Source organism: Pandoraea terrae, from assembly GCF_902459695.1.
In the GTDB taxonomy this organism is placed as follows: Bacteria; Pseudomonadota; Gammaproteobacteria; order Burkholderiales; family Burkholderiaceae; genus Pandoraea; species Pandoraea terrae.
This window is the reverse complement of record NZ_CABPRZ010000004.1, coordinates 175,759-201,935: the sequence shown is the minus strand read 5'-3', so window position 1 is coordinate 201,935 and position 26,177 is coordinate 175,759. Positions and strand designations below refer to the sequence as shown.

The 26,177-nt window shown below is 63.8% G+C and carries 17 protein-coding genes; 11 read left to right on the top strand and 6 right to left on the bottom strand.

Annotated elements, in window-relative coordinates; all coding sequences use genetic code 11:
* The first annotated feature begins 135 nt into the window (after positions 1 to 135).
* Genes PTE30175_RS06415 through tssF form a run of 7 tightly spaced genes read left to right on the top strand, consistent with a single transcriptional unit; the run spans position 136 to position 12,623 of the window.
* Positions 136 to 2,496 carry a type VI secretion system Vgr family protein gene (locus PTE30175_RS06415; RefSeq protein ID WP_191628872.1) on the top strand — a complete coding sequence of 787 codons (2,361 nt, stop codon included), beginning with the start codon at positions 136 to 138 and terminating at the stop codon, positions 2,494 to 2,496.
* A gap of 7 nt (positions 2,497 to 2,503) precedes the next feature.
* Positions 2,504 to 4,975 carry a peptidase M23 gene (locus PTE30175_RS06410; RefSeq protein ID WP_150696227.1) on the top strand — a complete coding sequence of 824 codons (2,472 nt, stop codon included), beginning with the start codon at positions 2,504 to 2,506 and terminating at the stop codon, positions 4,973 to 4,975.
* The gene (locus PTE30175_RS06405) at positions 4,972 to 5,643 is read left to right on the top strand and encodes a hypothetical protein (protein WP_150696226.1); all 672 of its coding nucleotides are present in this window, start codon (positions 4,972 to 4,974) and stop codon (positions 5,641 to 5,643) included. The genes PTE30175_RS06410 and PTE30175_RS06405 overlap by 4 nt, the downstream gene beginning before the upstream one ends.
* Positions 5,644 to 5,657: 14 nt before the next feature.
* The gene (locus tag PTE30175_RS06400) at positions 5,658 to 5,918 is read left to right on the top strand and encodes a PAAR domain-containing protein (protein WP_150696225.1); all 261 of its coding nucleotides are present in this window, start codon (positions 5,658 to 5,660) and stop codon (positions 5,916 to 5,918) included.
* Entirely contained in the window at positions 5,919 to 7,277 is a 1,359-nt protein-coding gene (locus PTE30175_RS06395) for a hypothetical protein (protein ID WP_150696224.1), read from the top strand.
* Positions 7,258 to 10,830, top strand: coding sequence for an ImcF-related family protein (locus PTE30175_RS06390; protein ID WP_150696223.1), 3,573 nt, complete (start codon positions 7,258 to 7,260; stop codon positions 10,828 to 10,830). Before PTE30175_RS06395 ends, PTE30175_RS06390 begins: the two co-directional genes overlap by 20 nt.
* Positions 10,827 to 12,623, top strand: a complete 1,797-nt coding sequence (gene tssF, locus PTE30175_RS06385) for a type VI secretion system baseplate subunit TssF (RefSeq protein WP_150696222.1) — start codon at positions 10,827 to 10,829, stop codon at positions 12,621 to 12,623. The genes PTE30175_RS06390 and tssF overlap by 4 nt, the downstream gene beginning before the upstream one ends.
* 28 nt (positions 12,624 to 12,651) lie before the next feature.
* Here tssF and PTE30175_RS06380 read toward each other — a convergent pair whose 3' ends face one another.
* The 3 genes from PTE30175_RS06380 to PTE30175_RS06370 form a co-directional block, all read right to left on the bottom strand.
* Entirely contained in the window at positions 12,652 to 13,734 is a 1,083-nt protein-coding gene (locus PTE30175_RS06380; RefSeq protein WP_150696221.1) for an agmatine deiminase family protein, read from the bottom strand.
* Between the two features lie 107 nt (positions 13,735 to 13,841).
* The gene (locus PTE30175_RS06375; RefSeq protein WP_150696220.1) at positions 13,842 to 14,384 is read right to left on the bottom strand and encodes a molybdopterin-dependent oxidoreductase; all 543 of its coding nucleotides are present in this window, start codon (positions 14,382 to 14,384) and stop codon (positions 13,842 to 13,844) included.
* Between the two features lie 145 nt (positions 14,385 to 14,529).
* Positions 14,530 to 18,267 carry an AfsR/SARP family transcriptional regulator gene (locus PTE30175_RS06370; protein WP_150696219.1) on the bottom strand — a complete coding sequence of 1,246 codons (3,738 nt, stop codon included), beginning with the start codon at positions 18,265 to 18,267 and terminating at the stop codon, positions 14,530 to 14,532.
* 653 nt (positions 18,268 to 18,920) lie between these two features.
* Between PTE30175_RS06370 and PTE30175_RS06365 the strand changes: the two genes are divergently transcribed.
* Positions 18,921 to 21,128, top strand: coding sequence for a TonB-dependent receptor (locus tag PTE30175_RS06365; protein WP_150696218.1), 2,208 nt, complete (start codon positions 18,921 to 18,923; stop codon positions 21,126 to 21,128).
* A 137-nt stretch (positions 21,129 to 21,265) separates the two neighbouring features.
* Positions 21,266 to 21,952, top strand: coding sequence for a Fe2+-dependent dioxygenase (locus tag PTE30175_RS06360; RefSeq protein ID WP_150696217.1), 687 nt, complete (start codon positions 21,266 to 21,268; stop codon positions 21,950 to 21,952).
* A gap of 84 nt (positions 21,953 to 22,036) precedes the next feature.
* On the opposite strand, the gene PTE30175_RS06355 is transcribed toward PTE30175_RS06360, so the two are convergent.
* Positions 22,037 to 22,600 carry a Spy/CpxP family protein refolding chaperone gene (locus PTE30175_RS06355; protein WP_150696216.1) on the bottom strand — a complete coding sequence of 188 codons (564 nt, stop codon included), beginning with the start codon at positions 22,598 to 22,600 and terminating at the stop codon, positions 22,037 to 22,039.
* 218 nt (positions 22,601 to 22,818) lie between these two features.
* The gene (locus PTE30175_RS06350) at positions 22,819 to 23,229 is read right to left on the bottom strand and encodes a DoxX family protein (RefSeq protein WP_150696215.1); all 411 of its coding nucleotides are present in this window, start codon (positions 23,227 to 23,229) and stop codon (positions 22,819 to 22,821) included.
* A 314-nt stretch (positions 23,230 to 23,543) separates the two neighbouring features.
* On the opposite strand from PTE30175_RS06350, the gene PTE30175_RS06345 reads away from it, so the two are divergent.
* A complete protein-coding gene (locus PTE30175_RS06345) occupies positions 23,544 to 24,146 on the top strand; it encodes a hypothetical protein (RefSeq protein ID WP_150696214.1) in 603 nt (200 codons plus the stop codon).
* A 162-nt stretch (positions 24,147 to 24,308) separates the two neighbouring features.
* A complete protein-coding gene (locus tag PTE30175_RS06340) occupies positions 24,309 to 24,710 on the top strand; it encodes a PaaI family thioesterase (protein ID WP_150696356.1) in 402 nt (133 codons plus the stop codon).
* A 17-nt stretch (positions 24,711 to 24,727) separates the two neighbouring features.
* On the opposite strand, the gene PTE30175_RS06335 is transcribed toward PTE30175_RS06340, so the two are convergent.
* Entirely contained in the window at positions 24,728 to 25,738 is a 1,011-nt protein-coding gene (locus PTE30175_RS06335) for a D-2-hydroxyacid dehydrogenase family protein (RefSeq protein WP_150696213.1), read from the bottom strand.
* Positions 25,739 to 26,177 lie beyond the last annotated feature (439 nt).

Here is a 26,177-nt window from a genome sequence, read left to right as displayed (position 1 = left end):
CAGATTTATCCCAAATCGAAGGTCACCGCATTTCACGTTAATCATTGAGCGTTTATTCTTCGTGGCCGAGCCTTACGCTGCCCCCGGGGGCGCAGGTACGCATGTCGCACAACATACACACCGAATCTGCCCTTCATGCAAACTCTCCAAGACGTTTTGCAGTACCCCAGTGCCAGACTGACGCAGCACCTGCGGTTGTCGATCGGTACGTTGGACACGCCCATCGACGTTCTGTCGTTCAGGCTGGAGGAAGGTTTCAACGAAACCTATGTGGCAGACATCACTGTCACGTCGATCAACAAGGCGATTGACGCGGCGGCGTGCGTGGGACGCCGCGCGACTTTCGCGATTGACGAAGAAGCCGCGGTGCCGTCGATGCCCGGCCTTGTGACACCGGTGGTGGAGCCCGCTCGCATCGTGCACGGCGTGGTCACGCAGTGGGAGCGTGTGAAGGCGAGTCGCGACGAGGCGACCTACAGGCTGCGTATTGAGCCGCGCGTTGCACTGCTGGAGCAGGTGCACGATTCCGGCTTGTTTCAGAACAAGTCGCTGAAGGAACTGATTACCGAACTCGTCGTCGATCGCAAGCGCTTCGATTCATACGACGTCGAGTTCGCGTTGGAGGATGCGCAGGAACAGTTCGAGCAGACGGTCATGTACGAGGAGACTGTCTGGAATTTCATCTCGCGTCATTGTCTGCGTGCCGGGTTCTACTACTACTTCAAGCAAGGCCGCGAGGGCGCCGGACCGCGCCGCGACACGATTGTTTTCGGCAACAACCCCGCTGGCTATGTGCGCGCGCTGGACGTGCCGATGATGCCGTATTCGGGATTGTCGGGAAATTGGCACGAGGCGGTGTTGGCGATCAGCGAGGTCCGCACACTCGTGCCGTCCACCGTCGAGTTGCGGGAGCACAACTATCGAACGCCCGCAGATCCGCTGAAGGTCGAATCGCGTATCGCCAGCGATGACCTCTCGGCGTACGGCAGCGTCAACCGCAGCGCCGAGCATCATCATACGGCGGAAATAGGCGAGATGCTGGCCGATGCGCGGCGCGATGAACTGATCGCGCGGCAGACGACTTTCAATGGCAAGAGCAACGTGCTCGGCATGATGCCGGGCATGGTGGTGCGCCTGACAAATCATCCGCTGCCCGGGGCGGAGCATGGCGTGGTGATCACCCGCCTAGTCACCAAGGGCAGTCGCTCCGAGCCGGTAATTAATGAATTCGAGGCGATCCCCTCGCACCTGACCTACCGGGCCGAGTACATCCCGGAGAAACACTGGCGGTGGGTGGCCGGCACGCTGGTTGGCGTCGTCGAGTCGGGTGACGAGCAACCTTATGCGTGGCTGGACGAACACGGTCGCTATCGGGTCAAGCCCCATTTTCTGCGCAACGCGGGCAAGCGCGGCATGAACAGCATGCCGCTGCGGCTGCTGCGTCCGGCTGCCTCCTATCAGGGCGGGTTTCATTCGCCGCTGTTGCCTGGAACCGAGGTGCGCCTTCAGTGCACGAACGGCGATGTGGATCGGATGTACATCGCAGGCGCGTTGCACGACGATGCGCATCCGGACATCGTGCACGGCAAGGCCGGCTGGTACAGCCGCGCAGTGTGGCGCTCGCCCCTCTTGGGCGCGAAGATCCGCATGGAAGATCTGAAGGACCGCGAAGGCGTCAAGATCGCGACGGTCTACGCGAAATCGTCGGTCAGTCTCGGGTATCTGGTCGACAACCAAAAGAAGAAGCGTGGCGAGGGGTTCGAACTCACCACGGAGGGCTGGGGCACGGTGCGTGCGGCCAAGGGTCTGATGCTGTCGGCCGACAGCCTGTCGAGCCCGGCGGCCCCGCAGCTTGAAATGCAGGCCGCGCTCAAGGAATTGCAGTCGGCCCTGAGCCGCGTGACCACGCTGGTTAATGCGACCGCGCAGGCCGAAGCTGCGCCGGCCGACAAGGAAATGCAAGCCGGCCTGATGAATGCGCTCGACCAACTCAAGAGTGCCGGACTGATCGCGAGCGCGTCAGGTGGCATCGCGCTGGCCACGCCGCGCTCGATCCAGCAGGCTGCCGGCGAGAACGTGTTCGCGAGCGCCGGCAAGCACGTCGACATCAGTGCCATGAAGCGTATCACGCTGGCCGCAGGCGAACTGATCTCGCTGTGCGCGCACAAGCTCGGGCTGAAATTGTTCGCGGCCAAGGGCAAGGTCGAGATTCAGGCGCAGAGCGACGCGTTGGACCTGTTGGCGGAGAAACAGCTACGTGTGGCGAGCACGAGCGCGGACGTGCTGGTGAGTGGGAAAACGAAGGCAGTCATGGCCAGCAGCGGTGCCTGCGTGAAGATGGAGAACGGCAGCGTCGATTTCATGTGCACGGGCGAATTCACCATCAAGGCCGCCTCGTTCAGGTTCGAGGGCCCCGACGGCGTGAGTATTTCACTGCCGGCACTTCCCAAAAGCGACCTGAGCCCGCCTGACGACGGCTACGCCCTTTCCCACTGAGGTAGCGATGATCATCAGCCCCCCGTTCCTGCCGGAGGTTGCGACAGATCCGAAAGCACTCGATCCGTTGATGGATGCGGTCGACAAGTTTGCAACGTATTACGGCGTGTATCCCATTGCCGCCGATCGCCGCTGGCATTGCGGCCTGCATCTCAATCCGCGCGATCAGGCGATGCCCGTACGAGCGATTGCCGACGGCGAAGTCGTCGCGTACCGGGTATGTAAGAAAGCGATCAGCGACGGAACGAAGAACCCCAACGGTACGGATCAGCTCAATAGCAACCTCGGCTTCGTACTGCTCAAGCACACGACCGAGACGGGCGAGAATCGTACGCTGACGTACTTCTCGCTGTACATGCACCTGCTCGATATGGAAGGCACGAACCAACTGCCGGGCCGTGTGCCGGCGGCGGGCAGTGCGCCGCATGTGCTGCCGGACTGGCTCAGGAACGACACGGAAGGTGCGGTGTCGGGAGAAGGCAAGAAGGTCTATCGCAAGGATGTGCTCGGATATATGGGGAAGTGTCAGGGCCACTTTGGCGTGCACTTCGAAATCTTCATGTTGCCTGACGACTACAAGGCCTATTTCGGGGCCACGCAGCTCGACGTGGCCCAGCCGAGCACGCCTGCGGGAACGGATTACTGGGGGCATACGTATTACGTGATTCCGAAGGAGCAGATTTTTAGCCCGCAGCCGCCGGGCGTGGACGGAGAAAACCAGCTGAAGGGCATCGAATTCACGCCGCTGCAAGGCGGTCAGAACGATGAAACCCTGTACGTCGAAACGTACTTCCACAAGGGCTGCAAGTTCACGAAAGTCTGGCAGGTGGCACCCGATGGCAAACGCGTCTATTTGACCGATGCGCCGGAGGTGGAACCTGAGTACGAATACAAGATGTATGACCGTGCGAACAAGCTCTACCCGGCCTGTCCGAGTGACGGCTACGAACTACTGCGCTTTGGGCGGATTCTGTCGAGCCCCGCAACGCTGCCCCCGGTGGAGCGCAGTCCCACTTCGCCCCATCAACCCAATCCCCGTTCGACTTGGGTGGCCGTGACATTTGAGCCGGGCAAGCAAGGCTATATCGACCTCAGCAACCATGCGATCGAGAAGCTCTCGGACGCGGATTTCCCGTCCTTCTCGCACTGGCGGACGATCAGCGAAGGCGCGGGACCGTTCAACAGCGACGGACTGTGCGACATCGAGCAACTCAAGACGATGCTGGGTGATGCAAACGCGAGCCCCATTGCGCTGGACGAAAGTCTGGACGAATGGGCGGCGAAGAACAAGAAAGTCAGCGCGTACCTGAACGATCCCGACCGCAGGCACGTTCGGGAGCAGTTACGCGGCTTCGTGTGCGAAGCGCCAACCGAATGGGATACGTCAAATGTCGAGGCGCGTTACAAGAAGCTTTTGGAGCCGGGCGAATATTTCGAAGGGAAAGAGGCCGCCTACAAAAAGTTCACCGACTTCGCGAAGCGGTTCTGCTTCTGGGGCAAGACGGGATTGCCTGACGGGAAGCTCTGGTTCTTCCATCCGCTGCAGTTCATTCGGCATTTCAGGAAGTGCGGGTGGTTGAGCGCCAGCGAGTTTGATCAATTGCTGCCGACCGAGGTCCTTCGCGAAGCGGGTAGGCACAAGCTGTACTACGAGTCAGTGTTCGAGTCAAAGGAGCGCACAAAAATCAGCCAGGATCATCGACCTCACCTGAACGTTGCCTTGCGCAAACACTGTATTACGACGCCGGTGCGTATGGCTGCCTTCTTCGGTAATGCGCTGCAAGAAACCACGTGGCTGAGCACATTGCATGAGAACAATGCCGATGCGTGGTACTGGCCGTGGGACGGCCGGGGCTTCCTGCAACTCACGCATCCGGGCAACTACATCAGCTACTGGGATTATCGCGCACGCAACTCCCAAATACCGCAGAAGGTACGCGACAGTTTGTCGAATGCCCACGGCAAGGCTAATAAGGAGCGTTCAGAAGCAAAAAAGTACTTGAACGATGTCGCGAATGGCGTGACGCCTGAGATGCTCCTATGGCGTGATCAACTGGCTGGAAAGCGGGGAGATCCCGCGCCGGAAGATCCGATCAGCCCGGCCGATAGTGCAGGCTTTTATTGGTCCAAGATGCAGATGGGGCGTTATGCCGACCAGGTCAAGCCCCTGGAGCGCCGCGTGGCGCACCCAACACGCCCGCCCGACAAGAAAAACCCGAACTTGCCGAATCCGCCCCGGAGCAAGGTCTATTACCACAGCATGAGTTTTCGGGACGCGTCGGCCGCCGTCAATCTGCCCGCAGCGGTCGGAGATCCCAAGAGGTATTTCAACGGCTATATCGCTCGTTGCATTGCCCACGCACAGGTACTGGCCGTCGTCGGAGAACCGGTCTTTCCTGACGCATCCGGTGCCCACACATTGCATTTTCCCGAAGGCCGTACTCCCAGAAGAGAAAAGCCCAAGAAGGCGAAATCATGAAATTGACTGGACTGGTACTTGTGGCCGCCGCCATGGCTTTGACGACCACGTCGGCGGTTCACGCGGCCGGAAGTGCGAATCACAAGAAGGAAGCCCCCAAATTGTTCGTCGACATGGGCGCCGGCTGTGCCATTCGTATCACCGATCCGTTTGGTGGACACCTTGCGAGTAACAAACAGTCAGGATCGACATACTGGACCGACAAACCACCGATCAAGACAAAGATCAGTCGATTCATTCTGCAGTTTTACTGCGACGATCTGACAATGAGGTCAAAGGCGAAAGTCGCGCTTGAGCGAGGGGGAGTCTATGACGAAAAGTTGCAGAGGTGGGAAGCCCACTACGCAAGCGAGTGGGATGCGGAAGGCTTGCGACCAGTTACAACGATTCGCGCCTTGAACGCGGTCAATGGGAGTGGGTTCTACCTGACGCAGGACGATACCGACGGTGACGAATGGCGCCGCGAGCGCTATTTGTCCTTTTGCCTGTTCCACGGAACCAAGGCGATGTGCGGTGGTGAAAACGTGATGCGTCTCGAAGACCCGAAGGGCAATCTGCTGCCCTACTACCTGAAGATCTTGCGCAGCATCGAGTTTGTCGACCCGCCGGCGGCCTCACCGGCGCCGGCCAGCGGGCCGGCAAGCCAGGATCACACGCTAACCCCATAGAAGGACTGCTGTTGATGAAATCCCCCATCCGCGTAGGTGACGCCCTGGAGAACGGTGGCGAGGTCACGTCGGCCTCGTCGCAAATGCTGTTCATGGGCCGCCCCCTGGCCTGTCAGGGCGACGCGGCGTTATGCGACGTGCACGGCGAAACGACCATTGCCGAGGGCCACGCGGCGTTCCCGGGCATGGGCGGCAGGCCGATCGCGATGCACAGCCATCGCTGCGCGTGTGGCTGCCGGCTGATCTCCTCACTGTCAAACGTGAGCATTGCCTGAATGCCGATCGATCTATCGCCGGCAGGCGAGCCGAGCGCCTATCCGGCGCGTGGACCGCGCCTTGTGCCATGGCTCATCGTCTGGGGGCTGTGCTGCGCGATTGGCGCCGCAGCGGTGTTGCTGTTGTGGCCCACGGGCACGCCCGCCAGTGGCGCCTGGTTCTGGTTTTGCGTGGCGGGCCTGCCCAACGGGCTGTTTCTCATCCTGTTCGGCATTGCGCGCGCGGGCTACGAGGCCGCCTACCTGGGCGCGCTCTATCGTAATCAGCACCGGCAGGCATGGCTGCACCAACGGGTAGGCGATGCGCAGCGCCCGCTGGAGGTCCTGGGCGTCGGATACTGCTTGCCGCTGCAGGGGGCGACGCTCGCGCAGGCGTTGGCCCGGACGGCACCGCTCATCAAGGCCCAATCGCCACGGGGTGGCCTCGATGCGATCGTGCATGGCCGGTTTGCCGACGACGATCCGCTGTTTGTGGCCCTCAGCGAGGATGAAGAACCACCGCCATCGGAAGACCCGCAGACCGGTGACGAGTCGGCCCCGACGCACGCACCGGCGGCTGTGCCCGAAGCGGTTTCTCCCGTCACCACGCTATTGGCGCAAGCGCTGGCACCACTGGCCCACAGCGTGCACGCCCTGTGCCGGAACGGCGCGAAGTACGCCCCGGCCGTGCGGGTGATGGCCTCGCCCGACGTCACCGAGCTGCGCTTGAAACAGGTGCGGGATGCCCTGCGACTCGCCGGCCTGCCCGCGCTCGCGTGCGAGGTCGTGCCCGCCGCTGATGGCCTGATGGCGGCCGATGCCTGGCTCGATGCCGGGGACACCCGTCCGTTGCTGGTGGTCGCGGCCGAGTGGCACACAAAGCCGCCCGCCGGCAGCACCGAAGGCGCGGTCGCCGTCCTGCTGGGCGCGCCCGCGCCCGCACGGCCCGAACCAGTCGGCGTCATGGCAACCTTGCACCGGCCGGTGGCGGGGGCACTCGATGCGCTGCCCGACGTGCTCGCCAACGCCGCGCTGTGGGGCAAGGCCGATGCCCGGGCGATCCGCACCGCCTGGATCAGCGGACTCGACAGTTCGAACGATGGCAGGTTGTCGGCCGCATTCAAGCAGGCGTCGCTTGCCGGCGTCGCGCCACATGATGCGCAGCGACGCCCCGATCGGATCATTGGCCATGCCGGTGCGGCCGGCGGCTGGCTGGCGATTGCGGCCGCGATCGAAGCCTGCGAATCCGTGAGCGTCGACCCGCAACTGATCGTGCACGCCCCCCAATCCACGCATTCCACCGAGTCGGCCCAAGCGGCCATTCTTTACGTGACCCCGATCGTGAACACACCTCCCTCGCATGACGACCCCGACGAATAACCTCAAGGCGCTCGCCCCGCCCGAACCACCCAGCCCCTCGGGCACGCCCGCGACCTGGGCGCTGGTGCTGGTCGCCGTCCTGCTGGCCGCGGTGGCGCTCGGGGTGACCTGGCTCAAGGGGGAATGGCTTGACGTCTCGACGCCGGACGCCCAAAAGACTGCCACGATCTGGATTCTCGCCGCGCTGGCGGCCGTAGTGATCCTGCACCTGGCGGCCACGGGCGTGGGCGCATACAGCGTCGCGGGCCAGCTGTTTCGCAGGGAAGCCGGTGACCTGCCGGAAGCCAAGACCGTTGCCGGCAAGCGCGACGCGCGTCTGCAAGCGTTGTGCGACGAACTACGGACCTCATACGGTTGGCGCTGGCGCTATCGCATGCCGTGGCTGCTGGTGACCGGCAGCGACTCGCAAGTTGATGCCGTCGCCCCGGGCCTCAAGCAGGCGGGCGTGCTGCACGTGGCTGACGCCATTCTCGTGCACGCAGCGCCGGACGCAGTCGAAGCGGCCGTCTGGCGCCAACAGATTCGGAAGTTGCGACACAAACGCCCGGTTGACGCCGTGGTACAGGTCGAGCGCACAGAGAGCGAGGACCGCCTTGACGCCGATTTGCCGCGTAAGCTTGCGGCAGTCGCGGCCGATCTCGGCTGGGCTGCGCCGGTGACTTTGTTGCATCCGGTGCCTGCAACCGGCGGGCAGCCGCAGGCATTTCAGGCAATCGGCGCGTTCATAGCGGATTCGGGCCGACACCCGGCGCATGGTTCAGCCGATCTGCGCAAGGATCACCTCGCAACGCTCGAGCGGATTGCCGGCACGATTGGCGTGAAACTGTGCGGCGAGACGAAGCGATTGCCGTACCTCGCGCAAATTTCGGTCTATGTCGGCGTGCACCGCGAGCGAATTGCCGCCGGCTGGTCGGCCTTGGCTGCGTCGAAATGGATGCGCGTGCCGATTGACGGCGTGATGTTCGCCCCGGTGTTTCCATCCAGCCATGCCGCCAATCCGGCGCCAGACGCGATTGCGTACGACGAATCCGGCGTGTCCGTGGAGTCTGGACGCGCACAACCGGCGTCGTTGCTCCCCACTTGGGAATCGATCAGCCGAAGCGTGCGGCATCAGGACGGCAAGCATGTTGGCTGGTACTGGCCCAACGCCTTGGCCACTTCCGTTACGGTGCTCATGATCGGCTGGTGCATTGCCATGACGATCTCGTTTGTCGGCAACCGGCAACTGGCGCATCAGGCCGGGTTGCTTGCGCACCAGGCGCTTGAGGCCGATCCCGGCACGTTAACCGCGCTACGTGCGCAACTCGCGTTGCAACAGCATATCGAGACGTTGGAATCCCGCCGCCAGCACGGCGCACCGTGGTATCTGCGCGCGGGGCTGAACCGGAATGACGAGATCCTCGATGCCCTCTGGCAGCCATACCAGACGGTTGCCACCCGCAACCTGCAGCGCCCGGTCGTGCAGACATTGCAAGGCATGCTAGCCGAGCTCGCGCAGGCCCCGGCCGACGCATTGCAAAGCCACGACGCACAACGACGGGGCTATGAGGCGCTCAAGGCCTATCTGATGCTGGCCGATCCGAGCCGCTCGGAGCCCGCGTTCCTGCGGGACCAGATCGCCGCCGCCTGGAAGCCTGCCGCGACAATTCCCGCCGGAGAATGGGCGGACCTGTCGCAGCCGCTCGCCCGCTTCTACGCGGACCATTTGAAGGCGCATCATGCGTGGCGCATCGATGTGTCGGAAGACGTCGTGACTGCATCGCGCAACATCGTGGAATCGGCGCGGCACGCCCTGATCAACCAGATCGGCCTCGCCAACGCTGACGATACGGTCTACCAGAACATCCTGGCAGCGGCGAAGGGTAAGTATGCCGACGCGTCGCTCGTGACGCTGCTTGGCGGCGCGGACGCACGCGGACTCTTCACTACGTCGCGGACCGTGCCCGGCGTCTACACGCGCGCGGCGTGGGACGGCCTGATCGCAGGAGCGATCGAGAAGGCCGCTGGCGAGAGGCGTGTGAATGGAGACTGGGTGCTTGAAAGTACGGCTTCCGCAAGGCCGGCGGGCTCGGTCATCGAACACGGGGCGCAAGGGATTGCGCGGGCTGCGGCCGCCTTCGATGACAAACGCGCGACCGAGGATCTAAAGTCACGGCTGACCGAGCGCTACTTCGCCGAATACACGGCCGCGTGGCAGGGCATGCTCAACAGCATGCAGTGGCAACCGGCGACGAACCTGAACGGGGCGATCGACCAGCTCACGCGTCTCGCGGACGCACAGACGTCGCCCTTGATCGCGCTGATGAAGTCCGTGCAGTATCAGGCGCAGGCGGGCCGCCCGTCGCAGGCGTTGACCGATACACTAGTGCGCAAGGCGCAAAGCCTCATCGGCAGCGAAGACAAAGCCCAGGAAAGCGCCGTCAATCCGCTCGCCAAGCCGTTCGGCCCGCTGCTTGCCATGATGGGGGAGACCGGGGCGAATGCCGGAGGCAATACCGCCGGCGGTGCTGCAAATGCACCGACAGCGCTCAACGGTGTGAGTCTGTCGCGCTATCTGACGATGGCGACCACCATGCGCCTGAAGCTCCAGCAGATCGCAGCGAGTCCTGACGCGCAGGCGATGGCCCGCTCGCTCGCGCAGGCTGTGTTTGAAGGAAAGCTCTCGGAGCTCGCGCAGGCACGAAACGACGCGGCGCTTACCGCGGCGAGCTTCGGCGCGCAGTGGTCGGGCTTCGGCGATGCGCTGTTCGCCCGCCCGCTGGATACTGCCTGGCAGACAATCCTGGAGCCTGCGGCGGCAAGTCTTAACGAAGCATGGCGCGAGAGCATTGCCGCGCCGTTCAAGGCGGCGTTCGATGGCCGGTATCCGTTTTTTGAGACGAATGCCGACGCGTCGTTTGCCGAACTGAGGCGATACGTGCGCACGGACACCGGTCTGATCGCCAGGTTCACGGCGACACAACTCGCCGGCGTGCTAAAGCCTCAAGGCGACCGCTGGGTGCCCAACGAGCTTGCGCCGCAGTCGCTGCAGTTCGACCCGGCGTTTCTCGCCGCGCTCGAGCAGCTCTCAACGCTTGGCGTGCGCCTCTACGCGCAGGGCGATGCGGGCTACCGCTTCCAGATAATGGCCCTGCCGAGCCCGAACGTGACGCGCTCGGAACTGTCGGTCGACGGCAAGAAGATCATCTACTTCAATCAGCGTGAGATGTACACGCCCATCGCGTGGCCGGGCGATGGCTTGAACGGCCATGCGGGACTGACGTGGCACACGCTCGACGCGGGCGTGCGCCAGGCGTTCGAGTCCAGCGGCGATTGGGCATTTCTGCGGCTGCTGGCGAGCGCCAAGGTCATGCCGCTTGACAGCACGCGCTATGAACTGACCTGGAACGACGCTGGCGGCGAGCCGCTGCGTTATGTGCTGCGCACGCAGATTGCCGACGGTCCGCTGGCGCTGCTCAAGCTACGCGGCTTCCAGATGCCCGAGCGCATTTTTATTGTGGACAAGGCGCAATCTGGTCCGCTGCCCGCTGTCTCATCCCCGAATATGCGATGAATCACGACGACAATCCAATGTTGAGGTATTTCGACGCGGAGATGCGCTATCTGCGCGACGCGAGCCGGGAATTCGCCGTGCAACAACCCGAAGTGGCGCGCAGACTGGGGCTGACGACCACAGGGGGGCGCGACGACCGTGTCGAGCAGGCCTTTCAAGGCTTCGCGTTTTTGATGGCGCGCTTGCGCATGAAACTCGACGACGCGTTGCCGGAAATCACGGACCCGCTGATCGACAACTTGTGGCCCCATACCGCGCGCACGATCCCGTCCCTGGCGGTCCTGGAATGCGTGCCGAGCGAAGGTCAGGCCCGTACGCTCAGCACGCTGCCCGCCGGCCTGCAGGTCCGCTCCAGTCCGATTGGCACGAACGGCACGGTGTGCGTCTATCGCACCACGCAGCCGGTGCGTCTGCTGCCGCTGCACCTGCGCGGGGCCGGCTCGGCGGTGCGGAACGATGGCCGCGCAGTGATGCGCATTGAGTTTGACTTGTTGCACGGAGAGCAACGCGTGCTCGATGACTTGTCTCGTATCCGCCTGTATCTGCACGGTGAGCGGCCCACTGCCTCGGCGCTTTATGCGGCGCTCACGCGCGAAGTGGAAACGATCGCAGTCCGTGTGCCGGGCGTTTACGACGGACGCCTGCAATTGCAGTCGGACATGAAGATCGAGGCGGCCGGCTGCGGGGCCGAGACCAGGCTGTGGCCGTCCGATGACGCACGCCGCAACTGCAAGCTTGATCGCGAGCAGACGATGCTTGAGTACTTCACGTTTCCCGAGAAATTCCACTTCATTGATCTGTGCGGCTTCAATGCGTCCAGCTTGCCCGCAGGCGAGACGCGCCTCGAATTCGAGATCGTGCTCACGGGGCGGCTGCCGGGCGACATTACCTTCGGTGCCGACAATCTCCGCCTGCACTGCACGCCTGTCATCAACCTGTTCGAAATCGACGCCAAGCCGTTGCAACCCAACGCGCACGAGCGCGACTACCGGGTCAGCCCGCCGGATGCTGACGCGCCCCACGTGGAACCGTACGACGCCATATCGGTTGTGGCTGCCGACTTGAATACCGGAAGGCAGGATACCTATCAATCTTTCAAGGAATTCCGCCATCGGGGCGGCATGACGCGCTACGCGTCGCCGCAGCGGTATTTTCACACGGCCATGCGCACCGGCGTGACCGGGGAGCGCCAGATGTGGATCACGTTGGGTGGCCAGTTATGGGATACGCCTGATAGCTTGCCCGATGCGCATGTCACGGTGCGTGCACTCGCTTGTAATGGCGCATTGCCGCGCATGGCGTTGAGCGAGGCGACGATCAGCGAGCCGGCCTCGGACTTCACGGGCATCCAGGCGGTTCGGAACCTGACCAAGCCGACTAGGCCGCTGTATCCGCCGTCCCACAGGCGCTACGCTTGGGAAATCCTGTCACATTTCTCCGCACACGAGATCAACTATCTGGATGCACAGGTATTGCGCGGGGTGCTTGGATTGTACGACTGGACTCGGAGGGAAGAGAACGAACGACGCATTGCGGCAATTCGGGATGTCTGGCTTGAGGAAAAGCGCGGCTTGAGCAAAGGCGGCCTGTTGCGCTGCCTCGATATTCATGTGGTCATCGATCCGATGGCGTTTGCGGGACCTGGCGATCTCGTGCTGTTTGGTGATGTGTTGAGCCACTTTATCGGACGCTACGCCAGCTATGCGTATTCCGTGCAATTGGTGCTCATCGAGGGTGCGGGCGGCAGGCGGTCGATGTATCCGCGCACAGACTTTACGGGGACGGTGATGTGATGAAGCATCATGATCGCCGCCATGCCGCTCAATCGTCGGCGTGGACGGCCTCCCCGCACACAACCGGCTGCTGCTGCGTGCAGCAATGAATACCGCCGCCGCGCCGCGCGATGGCATCGATTCGGATTTGCGTGACGGTTCTGTCCGGAAACGCGCGCGAGATCGTTTCGCGCGCGGCGGCGTCGGCTTTCGCGTCGCCAAATGCCGGCATCACGATGCCGCCGTTGGCCATGTAGAAGTTGACATACTCCGCAGAGAAGTCATCATTTTCCGCTGCATCGCCGGGCAGCATCTCGGGACCATTCAATGTGGCGATCTCGAAGCCTCGTCCGCGTGCATCGCGCGCAAGCTGCAACGCGCGCAGATTCTCCCGCGCTTCCTTCGCCGCTTCACGGCCGATGGCGCTGCCATCATCCGTCTCGCCGGACGCCAGCAGCACCCCCGGCTTGACGAAGCACGCGATCCCGTCAATGTGACCGTCAGTGATCGTATCGATCCACGACCCCGGTAGCCACACGACTTTCTCCACGCCCAGCCAGTGCCGGAAAACGGCCTCCGCTTCCTGATGTGTTAACCCGGGATTGCGGTTCTCATTGAGGATCGACGTTTCCGTCACGAGCAACGTACCGTCGCCGTCGACATGCAGCGATCCGCCCTCGGCAACGATGGGCGCGTGGCGCACCGCGACGCCTGCTTCAACCGCGAGTCGGTGCGCCAATGGGCGATCGGCGCCGCTGCATGACATTGGCTTTTCACCCCAGTTATTGAAATTCCACGATAGCGCCAGCGAACCGCCATGGCCGTCGACAAGAAACGTCGGGCCGGTGTCGCGTAACCAAAGATCATCGAGCGGTAGTGCATGCAGCGTCGCCGATGCAGGCAAGGCCGCTCGCGCATCCTGCATGTATTCACTTGCCGCCACGACATGCAGCGGCTCATATGCGGCGATGGCGTAAGCAATTGCCGCGAATGCCGTCAGCACCGCATCGCGCTCGACAGCATCCGGTATCGCGGACGGACAGGGCCATCCCATCCAGCAGCCCGCATGCGGCGTCCATTCGGCAGGCATGCGCCAGCGCGTTGCGCCAGCCGCCGGGAAGGCTCGTGTCATGATCAACTCCGCAGACTAGGTCGGGGCCTCAGTCTACGTCAGCTGTCAGTGGGAAAAGTCTGGATTCCTCGGGGGGCGTGACGGATGTCACGGGGCGCCCCGGCCCACTATTCCAGGCCGGCGGAAGTCGTCGCAGGCGCCAGATGCACCGTCAGCCGTGTGAGTGCTCGCACCTGACGTAACGCGACGCGCAAGTCGCAGGTCGAGAGAAGACCGATGCCGCCGTCGTCGTCGGCCAGCGGTTGTCCGTCGCGTTCGTAGACCACCAACGCACCTACGCCGACGGGCGTGTTGTAGAGTTCGTGCCACGAGAACATTACGGTGTAGCCGTCGGCGCCTTGCGCCAGGACGTAGGCCCGCGCGAAGTCACGGGCATGCGGCAGGCGCAGGCGTGCCAGATCGAGCAGGGCAGTCAGGCGTACGCCCTTGTATTCGCCGACGCTGCGAACGGGCCGTCCAGACAGGCAGACGACGTCGAGCGGGCCCGTCAATTGCGTGGGCAGACGCATGAGCGCCGCAAGGTCAAAGGAATGGCGACGGTCTACAAGGCCGCTCACCACCACTTCGCGTGAGGTGCGCGCGGCGGCGGGCGGCCCCAGCGGCTTGTCCAGCATCGCCGCAGATGCCGGCATCGAATTGTCCATCAGCATGTCGATAATCGGAAGCAGGCGCGTCAGTGTGCGCCGGTGCGGCCAATATAGCCGTGCGACCGTCCGGCAGACATACGGCAGTCCTGATAGCGTGTATTGCGTCTATCGACGGGCATCATGGGAACGGCTTTGCCGATTTGTCCCATCAACTGTCCGATTGCGGCAAATGCATACTCAGCAACGCGTGCGCCTCGCGGACGTCGAGCAGCTGTTCGCCGCCGTCCATCTGCGCCAGGGCCGCTTGCAAGGTGGCGCGCAGCGTCTGCGCTTCCTGCGGCGTGCGTGCATCGAGCCGCAACAGACTGCTTGCAGCCCGGACGATCAGCGTCGGCGACGCCTGCGCTTGCGCTACCTGCAACGCGTGTTCCAGCCACGGCCGAGCCACGGTGTCCGCATGTTGGCCCATGCGCAGCAAATCCCCCTTCTGACGCAGGAATTCCGCTTGCCAGTGCGCGTCGGCACGACGTGCGGAGACATGCAGGCCGCGCTCGGTCGCGTGCAGGCCGAGCGCGATGTCTCCGGTGGCGGCGCAGGCCTCCACCATCATGCCGAGGAAGATCGCCTCCACACCGCCCATGATGTCGCCAAGCCGGCCCACGCTGTCCGTAATGCTCTCCAGCCCTGCCGTGTCGCCGCGCGAAGCGCGTGCCCATCCCCGTAGGGTCTGCGCACCCACGGCCCACAGGGCGACGCCGGCTTCGTTGGCCACGTCCGCCGCTTCGATGGCGAGCGCTTCCGCCAAGGCAACCTCACGGCGCAACCGGTGCAGAATTGCGGCGAAGACCAGGGCGAAAACGAGCGAGTACTGGCGTCCCAGCGAGCGCGCCAAGGCCAGCGCCTCCCAGCTCGCGCTCAGCGACGCCTCATGACGGCCCGTGAACCACAAGGCCCAAGACAGAAACGATAGTCCCGTGACGCGCGCATCTTCGCCGAGACCGGTGTCGGCCAATTCGGATCGATAGGCGGCCACGCCCGTTTGCAGTGCCTTGACTGCGCCCTGGAAGTCCCCGTGTGAACACAAGCTGTTGCCGAGCGCGTAGTAGGCGTGCGCCGCGAGCGCCGATGCGCCGGCCTGCTCCGCAATGCGCACGAGCTTGTGCGACAGGGCGATGCTTCGCTGGTAGTCGCTCCAGGAGCTCGAGCCGAGCCAGAGCCCCCAGTACACCGGGAACAGGTTCGAATCGTCGCCCATCGGCTGGGCCAGCGTGAGCGCGGCTTCGAAATTGTGACGCGCCGGTTCGGATCCGTATCCGTGGAGCGCGACCAGGGGAACGCCCAGCCCCATGCGCAATGTCAACTGCTGGCGGGCCGACTCCGGTGTCGCTTCACATTGCAGCAGCGCGTCCAATGCGCTCTGGTAGTGCGCGCACGCTTCGCGATACGCCTGGCGCGCCGTGGCGAGCGTGCCAGCCAGCCGGTAATGTTCGACGGCGCGCGGCAGATCGCCGGCTTGACGGAAGTGCCAGGCAAGCCGTTCGGGCTCGTGCTCGACAATCGACGGGTCGCGCTCGGTCATTGCCGCCGCAATGCGCCGATGGGCGTCCTCGCGGCGCTCCTGCGCCTGGGCGTCGTAGGCGGCCTTGTGCAGCAAGGCGTGACGGAAGACATACCGCGCGCCGCTGTGCCGATGCAGCAGGCCGCAGGCGACGAGCGTGTCGAGCGCACGTTCCACAGCCGGTGCGGGCTTGCCGCTCGCGTGGACGAGCACGTCAGTGGAAAACGCCGTGCCGAGGCACGACGCGAAGTGCGCCACGGGCTTGGCGTTGCCGGTTGCGTCGATGCGGGCCATCATCAGTTCCTGCAGGCTCGCGGGCATGGGCATGCCGGCCGTGCTGCGCGCCCCTTGATTCGCGGCGGCCGTGCGTGCGAGTTCCTGCAGGAACAATGGCACGCCTTCGGCAAGGCCGACGATGCGTTCCCGCAAGCTGGCCGGCAGGGCCACTCGCGGCGTTGCAGCGCGCACCGTCGCGGCGGCCGCGCCCGGATCCAGCGGTGGCAGCGAGATCTGGCGAACCGGGACCGCACGCCGCCACGGGGGCGCGAACTCGGGACGCGCGCTGACCAGCAGCAATCGGCCTGGCGGCGGTGCTTCGACCAGGCGCGTGAGCAATTCCTGGGTAGACGGATCGGCCCAATGGACATCGTCGATATGCAGCACGCCGCCGTCGGGCAGCAGTGCGGCGAGCAACGACGGCACGGCTTCCAACACCGCCTGCTTCCAGGCGAGCGGGCCATGCGATGGCGATGCTGCAGCGTCGAATAGCGTCTGCAGTTGCGCATGCGCCAGTGCCGCAGGGTGCGGCAACTGCATGGCGTCCGGCGCCGGCTGCTCGCGCAGCCAGCGCGCGAGCGGATGAAAGGGCGTGCCTACACCATCCTGCGCACAAGCGAGTTCGATCGTGCGCAGCTCGTGTGTGGCGACGAAGTGTCGGGCCAACGCGGTCTTGCCGATGCCGGCCTCTCCCATGAGCAAGCACATAACGCCGGGGCCGCGCGTGGCGTTGCGCACATCCATATGCGCGGCAGACAGTTCGGCCATGGCGGCGTCGCGTCCGAACAGCATCGACGCCCGCCGGCGCGCGCGGCGCTCCTGCATGCGATCAGCGCTTACGCGGTGAACGGCAATGTCCTGGTTGGCGTGACGGTCGCGTAGGGTGCCGTGGGGTGTCGTTGCGAAGTGGGCGGCGACCAGGCGTTGCGTCGCCTCGCACAGCAGCACGTCGCCGGCGCCGGCAAGTTCGCCCAGGTGCGTGGCCAGGCGCGACACGCGCCCGCCGGTGTCGGGGGTGTCATCGGCGGCGGAACTGATCACCACGCCGGTGTGCACGCCGAGCCCGACGCGGACCGACGGCGCACTGACCTGGGCGCAACGCAACGCGGCCTGGACCGCATGGCGGCCGGCGCCTTCCAGCGCCATCGGGTAGCCGAAGTAGCCGAGCAGGCCGCCGCCGGGCGTGCGCACGGTGTAGCCCCAAGCCTGGCGCAGGATGTTCTCGCACTGCACCAGCGGTGGACGCAACGCGGCCACCAGCCTGTCCGGATCCTCGTCGAGGCCCGTGGTGAATTCGATTGCGACGACAGTGATCTGGCGGCGCTCCGGCCCCGCGGCGTGTGCCTGAACCCGCGCCGGCGGCGCGGCCAGCAACGCGACGAGCGCCTCGCCGGGCAACTCGCCGACTTCCTGCTGCAACAGCTCGCCAAGCCGCGCGAATTCCGCCTCGGCTTCCGCGCGCTGACCGGAGCGCAGCAGCAGTTCCAGCAGACATTGCCAACCGCCTTCCTCAAGCGGGGCGAGCGCCACGAGGTCACGCGCGTGTGCAATCGCCTGATCGAGATCACCCAGGCGCGCGTAACCGTCGGCCAGCAGGTGTTCGGCGTACGTCAGGCGTCGCAGGAATTCGTCGCGCTGCAACTCGATCCACTGTTCCAGGTCGGGTGTGTCGCGTACCGACAGTCCTTGCAGAAAGGGACCTTGATAAAGTGCGACGGCGTCGGCGAGCTGCTGGAGATGGCCGGCGAGCGCCAGGCCCGTCGCCGCGAAAATTGTACGGCCGGCTTGTTCAATGACGTTCGCAAACGCGTGCGCATCGACCCACAACCCCGCCTCGGGACGCAGTCGAACCACCTGCCTGTCTGACTCGAACAGCGTCTCGCCCAGCGTCTCGCGCAGGTGGAACAGCATTCGCTTGAGCTTGTCGCGGCCGCTCTGGACGTCTTCGTCGGGCCATAGCAGGTCGGCAAGGGCGCCGCGCGTGTGGAAGCCGGGCTGCAGTGCCAGATAGGCGAGCAGACCGCGCGCCCTGGTGTATTTCAGGGAAAAGGCTTGCTTGCCGTGCTCGATTCGCATCGGTCCAAGCAGGTAGAGCGATCGTGTGACGTGCATATCCCCAGGACATCGAAGGCCCCTGTATCCGGTGGCCCACTACGGCCCGCTCCCGTGACTTCTTAGTGTTATTGGCGGTGTCGCGCCACCCCCCACAAAGCCCGAAGGCGCACAGTGACGCGGCGCTTGCGCGGGCGTGACTGTTCTGCGGCCGTCACGGCACGGGGGGGAACGCGACAGACTGGTACGCACTACGACGCTTTCCAAGTCTGGTAACCGTCAGTATAAACACGGGTTCGACATGGTGTTGTGGCGCAAGCGTGCGCCGGTATTAGCGGGCGAAACTGGCGCATGCCTTGTCCTTGCGGGGAATAAGGGTATTGAACAAAAAGTTCCATGATTGTTGCGTGGAATGACTAGGTGTTTTCCCTAATCATTTTTAAGGCCGATGCGCGAAATATCGGCAATTACCGAGCCATGGATGGTAATAAAAACAACGGGGTTTCGTTTTTTGGCGGAAATTGCACCATTATGGTGCTTATTTCGCGAAGTGCTACATAAGTTTCGGTAACGATAATGGGCTGTATCCGCAACGACGTCTTGTAATGCAAATCATTCTCATTTATATTCGCGCCCCAGTGAGTGATTTCCATTTTCCATCGATGCTCCGGGCGGCCCGACTGGCCGGCGGACAAGATTTGCGGATGTATTCCATGAACCAACGTACTCCCCTGGCCCTCGCGATGACGGCCCTGTTTGCGGCCGCCCAGGCCGGTCACGCGATCGCTCAGGAAACCCCGCCGACGTCGCAGGCTGTCACGCCCGCGCAGGCCGGCGGCGCTGCGAAGCTGCCCGAGACGAATGTCGCCGGCACCTCGGTGCGGGATGATTATCAGCGTGACGTGGCCACTGTCGGCGGCAAGGTGCCGACGACGATCCGCGACATTCCGCAGTCGGTGACCGTCATCGACAAAGCGGTGATGCAGGCCCAGGGTGCGACGTCGTTCGCCGATGCGCTGCGCAACTCGCCGGGTATCACGCTGGGCGCGGCCGAGGGCGGCCAGATCGGCAACAACATCAACCTGCGCGGTTTCTCGGCGCGGACCGACATCTATCTCGATGGCTTCCGCGATCGGGGCCAGTACTACCGCGACACGTTCTATCTCGATTCGATCGAAGTGCTGGAGGGACCGTCGTCAATGCTGTTCGGCCGCGGATCGACCGGCGGCGTGATCAATCAGGTCAGCAAGAAGCCGGTGCGGGGGCCGATCAACGAAGTCTCCGGCACGATCGGCACGAACGACCGCTACCGCGCGTCGTTCGATCTGAATCATCCGTTGAGCGACTCGGCGGCGTTGCGCGTCAACGGTTATGCGCAGGACATTCACACCACGCGCGACGTGATGAACAATCAGGACTGGGGGCTGGCCCCGTCGCTGCGCCTGGGTATCGGCACGCCAACGGAAGTCACGTTGTCGGCACTGATCGAACACAACCGCGACATGCCGGACTACGGCACGGTCGGCTTCAACGGCAACCCGCTGCCGATTCCGAAAAACCAGTTCTACGGCCTGACCACCGACCGCACGGTGCAGGACGTGCTCGTGCTGTCGGCGAACGTTCAGCACAGGTTCAACGAGAACCTGACGCTGCGCAACCAGACGCAGTACAGCCACTACAAGATCGACGCCATCGAAACCTCGGCGCACGCCGTCGGCACGCGCAATGGCAACACGTTTGCGGCACTGCCTATCGGGCCGACGCCGGGGCTGCCGTCGTTCTCGCTCGACCAACTGTGGGTCCAACTGCAAAGTCACGACCGCCAGATCACGGATTCGTCGCTGTCCAACCAGACCGACGTAATCGCCAAGTTCGATACCGGGCCTGTCAAGCACACGTTGATCACGGGGGCCGAAGTCGGCCGCGATACGTACCGTAATCAGGCCTACAACCGCACGGGCGCCGGTCAGGTGGCGAGCATGCTGGGCTGGGTGCCGGCCGCGAGCCAGGCGTACCCGTCGAATTTGCCGAACGTGACGACGACCACCGCCAACCTCGCAAACGGCAGCGCCGACACGATCGCCCTCTACGCCAACGACACGATCGAGCTGACGAAGCAGTGGAAGGTCGTCGGCGGTCTGCGCTGGGACCGTTACAAGGCGCAACTGAGCAATAGCATTACCGCGCCGGCTTATTCGAACCAGACCGTCAACTACACGAGCGTGCGCGGCGGCGTGATCTATCAGCCGACCGAATCGCAGTCGTACTACTTCTCGTATGGCACGTCGTTCAACCCGTCGCTGGAAGCGTTGACCGTCACGAACAACACGCAGGCGCTGGCGCCGGAAACGAACCGTTCGTTCGAAGTCGGCAGCAAGTGGGACCTGATGAGCGGCAACTTGTCCATCAATACGGCCCTGTTCCAGGTTGACAAGAACAATGCGCGCACGCAGACGGGCACGTCGGGCCAATACAGCAATGCGGGCAAGGTGCGCGTCAAGGGGCTGGAACTTAGCGCGACGGGACACATCACGCCGAACTGGCAGGTCATGGGCGGCTACATGTACCTCGCCTCGGAAATCGTACAGGCCAACGACGGCACGCAAGGCAATGTGCTGGCGAACACGCCGCGCCATTCGATCACGGCCTGGTCGACGTACACCCTCGGTCACTGGGAGTTCGGCGGCGGCATGAATTACATGTCGATGCGCTACGCGGCCAACACGAACCTGATTCGCGTGGGCGGCTACACCCGCTGGGATGCGACGGTCGCGTATCACCAGCCGAAGTACGATATTCGCCTGAACCTGCTGAATGTCTTCAACAAGTCGTATCTCGACGCCCTGATTCCTTCGGACAGCGGCCGCGCGGTACCCGGCATCGGCCGTACGGCGCTGCTGACGGGAACGTATCGCTTCTAAGGTCGGCCGCGCCGGGCGGGATCTTCGGGCATGCCGTTGGTCCCCGCTGTGCGAATGGCGCACAATACGGGCGCGGCACGCCGTTCCAGGGCGTGCCGCGCTTTGCCGACTTTGTTTTCTTGAAGGAACGCCGCCAGATGTTGTTGCATATTCCACAGGTTCTCAATGCCGAGCAGTTGCGCTGGGTACGCGCGAAGCTCGACAACGCGGGCGACGCCTGGGTCGACGGCCGTGCCACGGCCGGCTATCAAGGGGCGCCGGTCAAGCAGAACGAGCAGATTGCGGAGCACTCGCCGGTCGCGCGCGAGTTGGGCGACGTCATCCTCGGGGCGCTTGAACGGCACCCGCTGTTCGTCAGCGCGGCGCTGCCGAACAAGGTCTATGCGCCGATGTTCAACCGCTACGCGGGCGGCATGCACTTCGGGAACCATGTCGACGGCGCCATCCGTTTGCAGCCGGGCAGCGGCGTGCGCGTGCGTACGGACGTCTCGGCGACGCTTTTCATTGCGGAACCGAACGAATACGACGGTGGGGAGCTGGTCATCGAGGACCAGTACGGCGCGCACGAAGTCAAGCTGGCCGCCGGCGACATGGTGATCTATCCGGCAACGAGCCTGCACCGCGTCAATCCGGTAACGCGCGGCACGCGCGTGGCTTGCTTCTTCTGGGTGCAGAGCCTGGTGCGCGACGAAACCCGGCGCGCCCTGCTGTTCGATATGGACACCGCGATCCAGCGGCTTAATGTAAGCAACGCCGACGAGACGGCACGCCGCAGTCTGATCGGCTGCTATCACAATCTGCTGCGGCTCTGGAGCGAAACCTGAACCGCGCGCGGTAGGCGCCGGTCCCGCCGCCGCCGGCGCCCGCGGGCACAGGCCCTGGCGGGACACCTGGCGGCGCGGCGCGCATTACTGACCTGCCTGGCCCGCTGCAGGGGCCTGCGCCGGATTGCGGGCGCCATGACGTTCCATGCGTTTTTCGCGCCAGGCCTCCATCTTGGCAAAACGCGCCTTGATCGCGGTGCTGACCATTTCCTTCTGGCCATCGTTCAGGCCGTTATACACCGCGAGCCACTGGTCTTCCGTGTCGTTGCGCAGACGGCGGCTCTCTTCGAACACCTTGTCGCGCTGGGCGCGCATGCCTGCCAGATCGAGAATCTTCTGATCCTTGGCGGCGGCGGCCATCGACTTGAACTGTTCGCCGTTCTTGCGCATCGCGTCATGGTTCTGCTTCGCGCGCGCCGTGGCCTGCTGCCACGCTTGTTCTTGCTGAGGGTTGAGCTTCAGTTGATCGTGCAACTTGCGCACGTCTGAGAGGCCCCACGGACCGCGCATGTGGTCCTCGTGCATCCGGTGCATGTCATGCGGTGCTGGCGCGGCAGCGGGGGCTGCGGGATCGGCGGCATGGGCCAGCCCGAACATTGAAGCAGTGACGAGAATGGCCGATGCTGCGGCGATACTCAATTTGCGCATGGTGAGACTCCTGATGAACTGCCGGAATTGGCAGTTTCAGGGTAAGTCATGCGGGGTGCGAATGGATTGCAAAATGCAACCGCTCTATTACGTCCGATTACGAATTGCCGCGCTGGCAATATTTTGAAATCCGGAGCAGTGCAATTGTGCCGGCTTTGCGGCGCCGGACGCCCGAGATGCGCGGGCGTCCGTATGACGTGAAGCGGGTGATGCAGGGATTAATCCCAAGTTCCGCGGCCACCCGAGACACTGAAACGGCCTGCGCCGAGCAAGAGGACAGCGAGACCGGCGAGCAGGTAGAACGCCTGCAGTTCGAGCGCCCAGGCGCCGGTTTCCTTGACGATTTGCGCGATTTGGCTCACGTGGACCAGCATCAACGCGCCGATCATGTTGATCACGACGAGCAGCCCGCCCAGACGCGTGAGCACACCCAGGATCAGCAGCACCGGCGCCAGCACTTCGCCAAGATAGGTGCCATAGGCGATGAAGGCCGGCAGGCCATGCGACGTCAGCATGCCTTCGATGAAGCCGACGCCGTAGAAGACTTTGTTGACGCCGTGGAATAGCAGGAGGATGCCGAGGGTCAGGCGCAAGATCAGTTTGCCGAGATCGTCTCGGGTGCTCTGCATGGTGGGCTCCTTTCAAAAGGATGTAAGCAAGGGGGCTGGTCAACGTTCGACAGGCGCGCCATCGCATCCTCGGCACTGCCGGCCAAATGGCCACCACTGTACCAAATCGGCGGATAACTGTCTGCCGATACCCGCATGCCGTGCCCGGCTTCGGTCCGTTGGCATGCTTACAAGCGGTTACGCTTGTGGCCGAAGGTTACACAAACGCTGTCGTCGGCCTGCCGGCGCGCCGCGTTATTGGGCGTAAGGACGCGGCAATCGTGCCGCTCCGCATCGAAGCCTCCGGATCTCCGGACACTAAAAAGGGAAACGTCATGAACCTCCGCCAAACCATGCTGCTGACCGCCGCCGCTGCTGCCCTTTCCGCTGCCTTTGCCGTTCCGGCCTTCGCACAGGGCACCGCCAGCGAGACGCAGCGCGACATCAACCAGCAGCAACGCATCGAGAACGGCCTGAAGGGCGGCCAACTGACGACCGGCGAAGCCGCGAAGCTCGAAAAGGGCGAAGCGAGGATCAACCGCATGCAGGCACACGCGGAAGCCGACGGCAAACTGTCGGCGCAGGAAAAGGCGAAGATTCAACAGGCGCAGAACAAGGAAAGCGCGAAGATCGATCAGGCCAAGCACAACGGCATCGTCGGCAATCCGAACAGCGCATCGTCGCAACGCATGCAGGCCGATGTGCAGCGCAACGTCAACCAGGAAAAGCGCATCGAGCAAGGCGTGAAGTCAGGCGAACTGACCAAGCGTGAAGTCGGCAGTCTCGAAAAGGGTCAGGCGCACGTTGACGCCGCCGAAGCGCACGTGGGCAAGGACGGTCATGTGAGCGCCAAGGAGCAGGCACGCGTGCAAGCCCGGGAGAACCATCAGAGCAAGCGTATCTTCAAGGAAAAGCACAACGCCAAAGTGGCCGGCTGATGCCGTGGCACGGCGAGCGGCCGGGGCGGCGTCGCCCCGTTCGCATCGTCCGCGCAGGCCCGCGTGACGCCTCGCAATGATCGCGAGGCGTTTTTTTCCGTGCGCAGCCGTTATCATCGCAATCGACGCGGCATGTCCGCGACCGACGAACAGGTGGAGACGATGGAACTGGCGGCAGCGCAGAAAATGCTCGACGAGATGGTGGCCCCGTGGGTGCGCCAATTGAATCTGCAGGTCGTGAATACGGGTAAGACGCAAAGTGAAATGCGTCTGCCGTTCGACGCCGCGCTCAAGCATGGCGGCGGCGTCGTATGCGGGCAGGCATTCATGGCCGTGGCGGACACGGCCATGGTCGTTGCGGTCTCGGCAGCCTTGGGCGGCTTCGCGCCCATGACGACCGTGTCGCTGACAACGCAGTTCATGCGCCCGGTGCGCGACGGCGACATTCGCGTGGTCGCCCGCATTCTGCGCCAGGGCAAGAATCTCGTCTTCGGCGAGATCGAACTGTACGACGCGGGCGGCACGATGGCCGCGCACGCGACGACGACGTACGCGTTGTTGTAACCGGGCCGCCTCGCCGCTTAGCGCCCGAAGCCGAGGAGCGCGGCCGGATTGACGAGCGCTTCGCGCCCGCCGCCCAGGAAGTTGATGATGTTCTGGAAAGCGGTCTGGAAATATAACGCGTAGCTTTCCCGTTCGACGTACCCGATATGTGGCGTGCAGACGCAGTTCTCGAGCCGCAGCAGCGGGTTGCCCTGCAGGATGGGTTCGCTCTCGAACACATCGATCGCGGCCATCCCGGGGCGGCCGCGATTGAGTGCGGTGATGAGCGCGTTTTCTTCGACGAGTTCCGCGCGGCTCGTGTTCACGAACAGCGCGGTCGGCTTCATCTTCATCAGATCGTCGAGTTTGACGATATGCCGCGTCTCGTCGTTCAGGCGCAGATGCAACGACAGCACGTCGCTTTCGGTGAACAGCGCTTCGCGGCTGTCGGCAACCTTCAGGCCGTCGGCTGCCGCAGCGTCGCGCGAGGCTTCGCGCCCCCACACCAGCACGTTCATGCCGAAGGCACGGCCGTAGCCGGCGAGCAGGCGGCCGATCTTGCCATAGCCCCAGATACCGAGCGTCTGACCGCGCAACACCTGGCCGAGCCCGAAGTTCGCAGGCATGCCCGACGATTTCAAGCCGGACTGCTGCCATGCGCCGTGCTTGAGGCTGGCGACATATTGGGGAACGCGGCGTTGTGCGGCCATGATGAGCGCCCACGTCAGTTCGGCGGGCGCCACCGGCGAGCCGACGCCTTCGAGCACTGCCACGCCGCGCGCGGTGCAGGCCTCGACGTCGATATGGCTGCCAACGCGGCCCGTCTGGCTGATGACTTTCAATTTCGGCAATTTGTCGATCAATTGCGCCGTAATGGTGGTGCGTTCACGGATCAGCACCAGGACTTCAGCCTCGCCGATGCGTGCGGCCAGTTGGCCGACGCCTTTGACCGTGTTGTTGAAGACCTTGACGTCATGGCCGGCCAGAAGGGAAAAGCAGTCGAGTTTGCGAACCGCGTCCTGGTAGTCGTCGAGAATGGCAATTTTCATGGCAAAGCAAATGCAAGCGAGTCCGTTTTAGGGGGGGCTGACAGTCCGGCCGTTCCTGCATGAGGGCGGGGCCGAACCGGCGTACTGGTCATGAACAGGCTCTGGGCCTTGTTGCGACGCAGCACCGGCGCGTCCGGCGCGGTGGTATGCTGACGCCTCGTTTTGCATAGTATGGCAGGTGTGCTGGTAACCATGGCGAAACCGCCTGAAATCGAAGTCATCCACGACAAAAAATCGAACCCTCCCCGCTCCCGCGAGTCGGATGCGAGAGTGAGAAGTCGTGTGCGTGGCATTGAGTTCGCATGCCGTCGGCCGTCACACGCATCCTCTCTACGTCCGTGGCGCCCGCGCAGCCTTGCCTGCGGTCAGTGGCCCCCGCGGCGTTCGCCCGCGGGCCCGGTCCGCATCGCCGATTTCTGACTCTGCATGGAGATCCCCC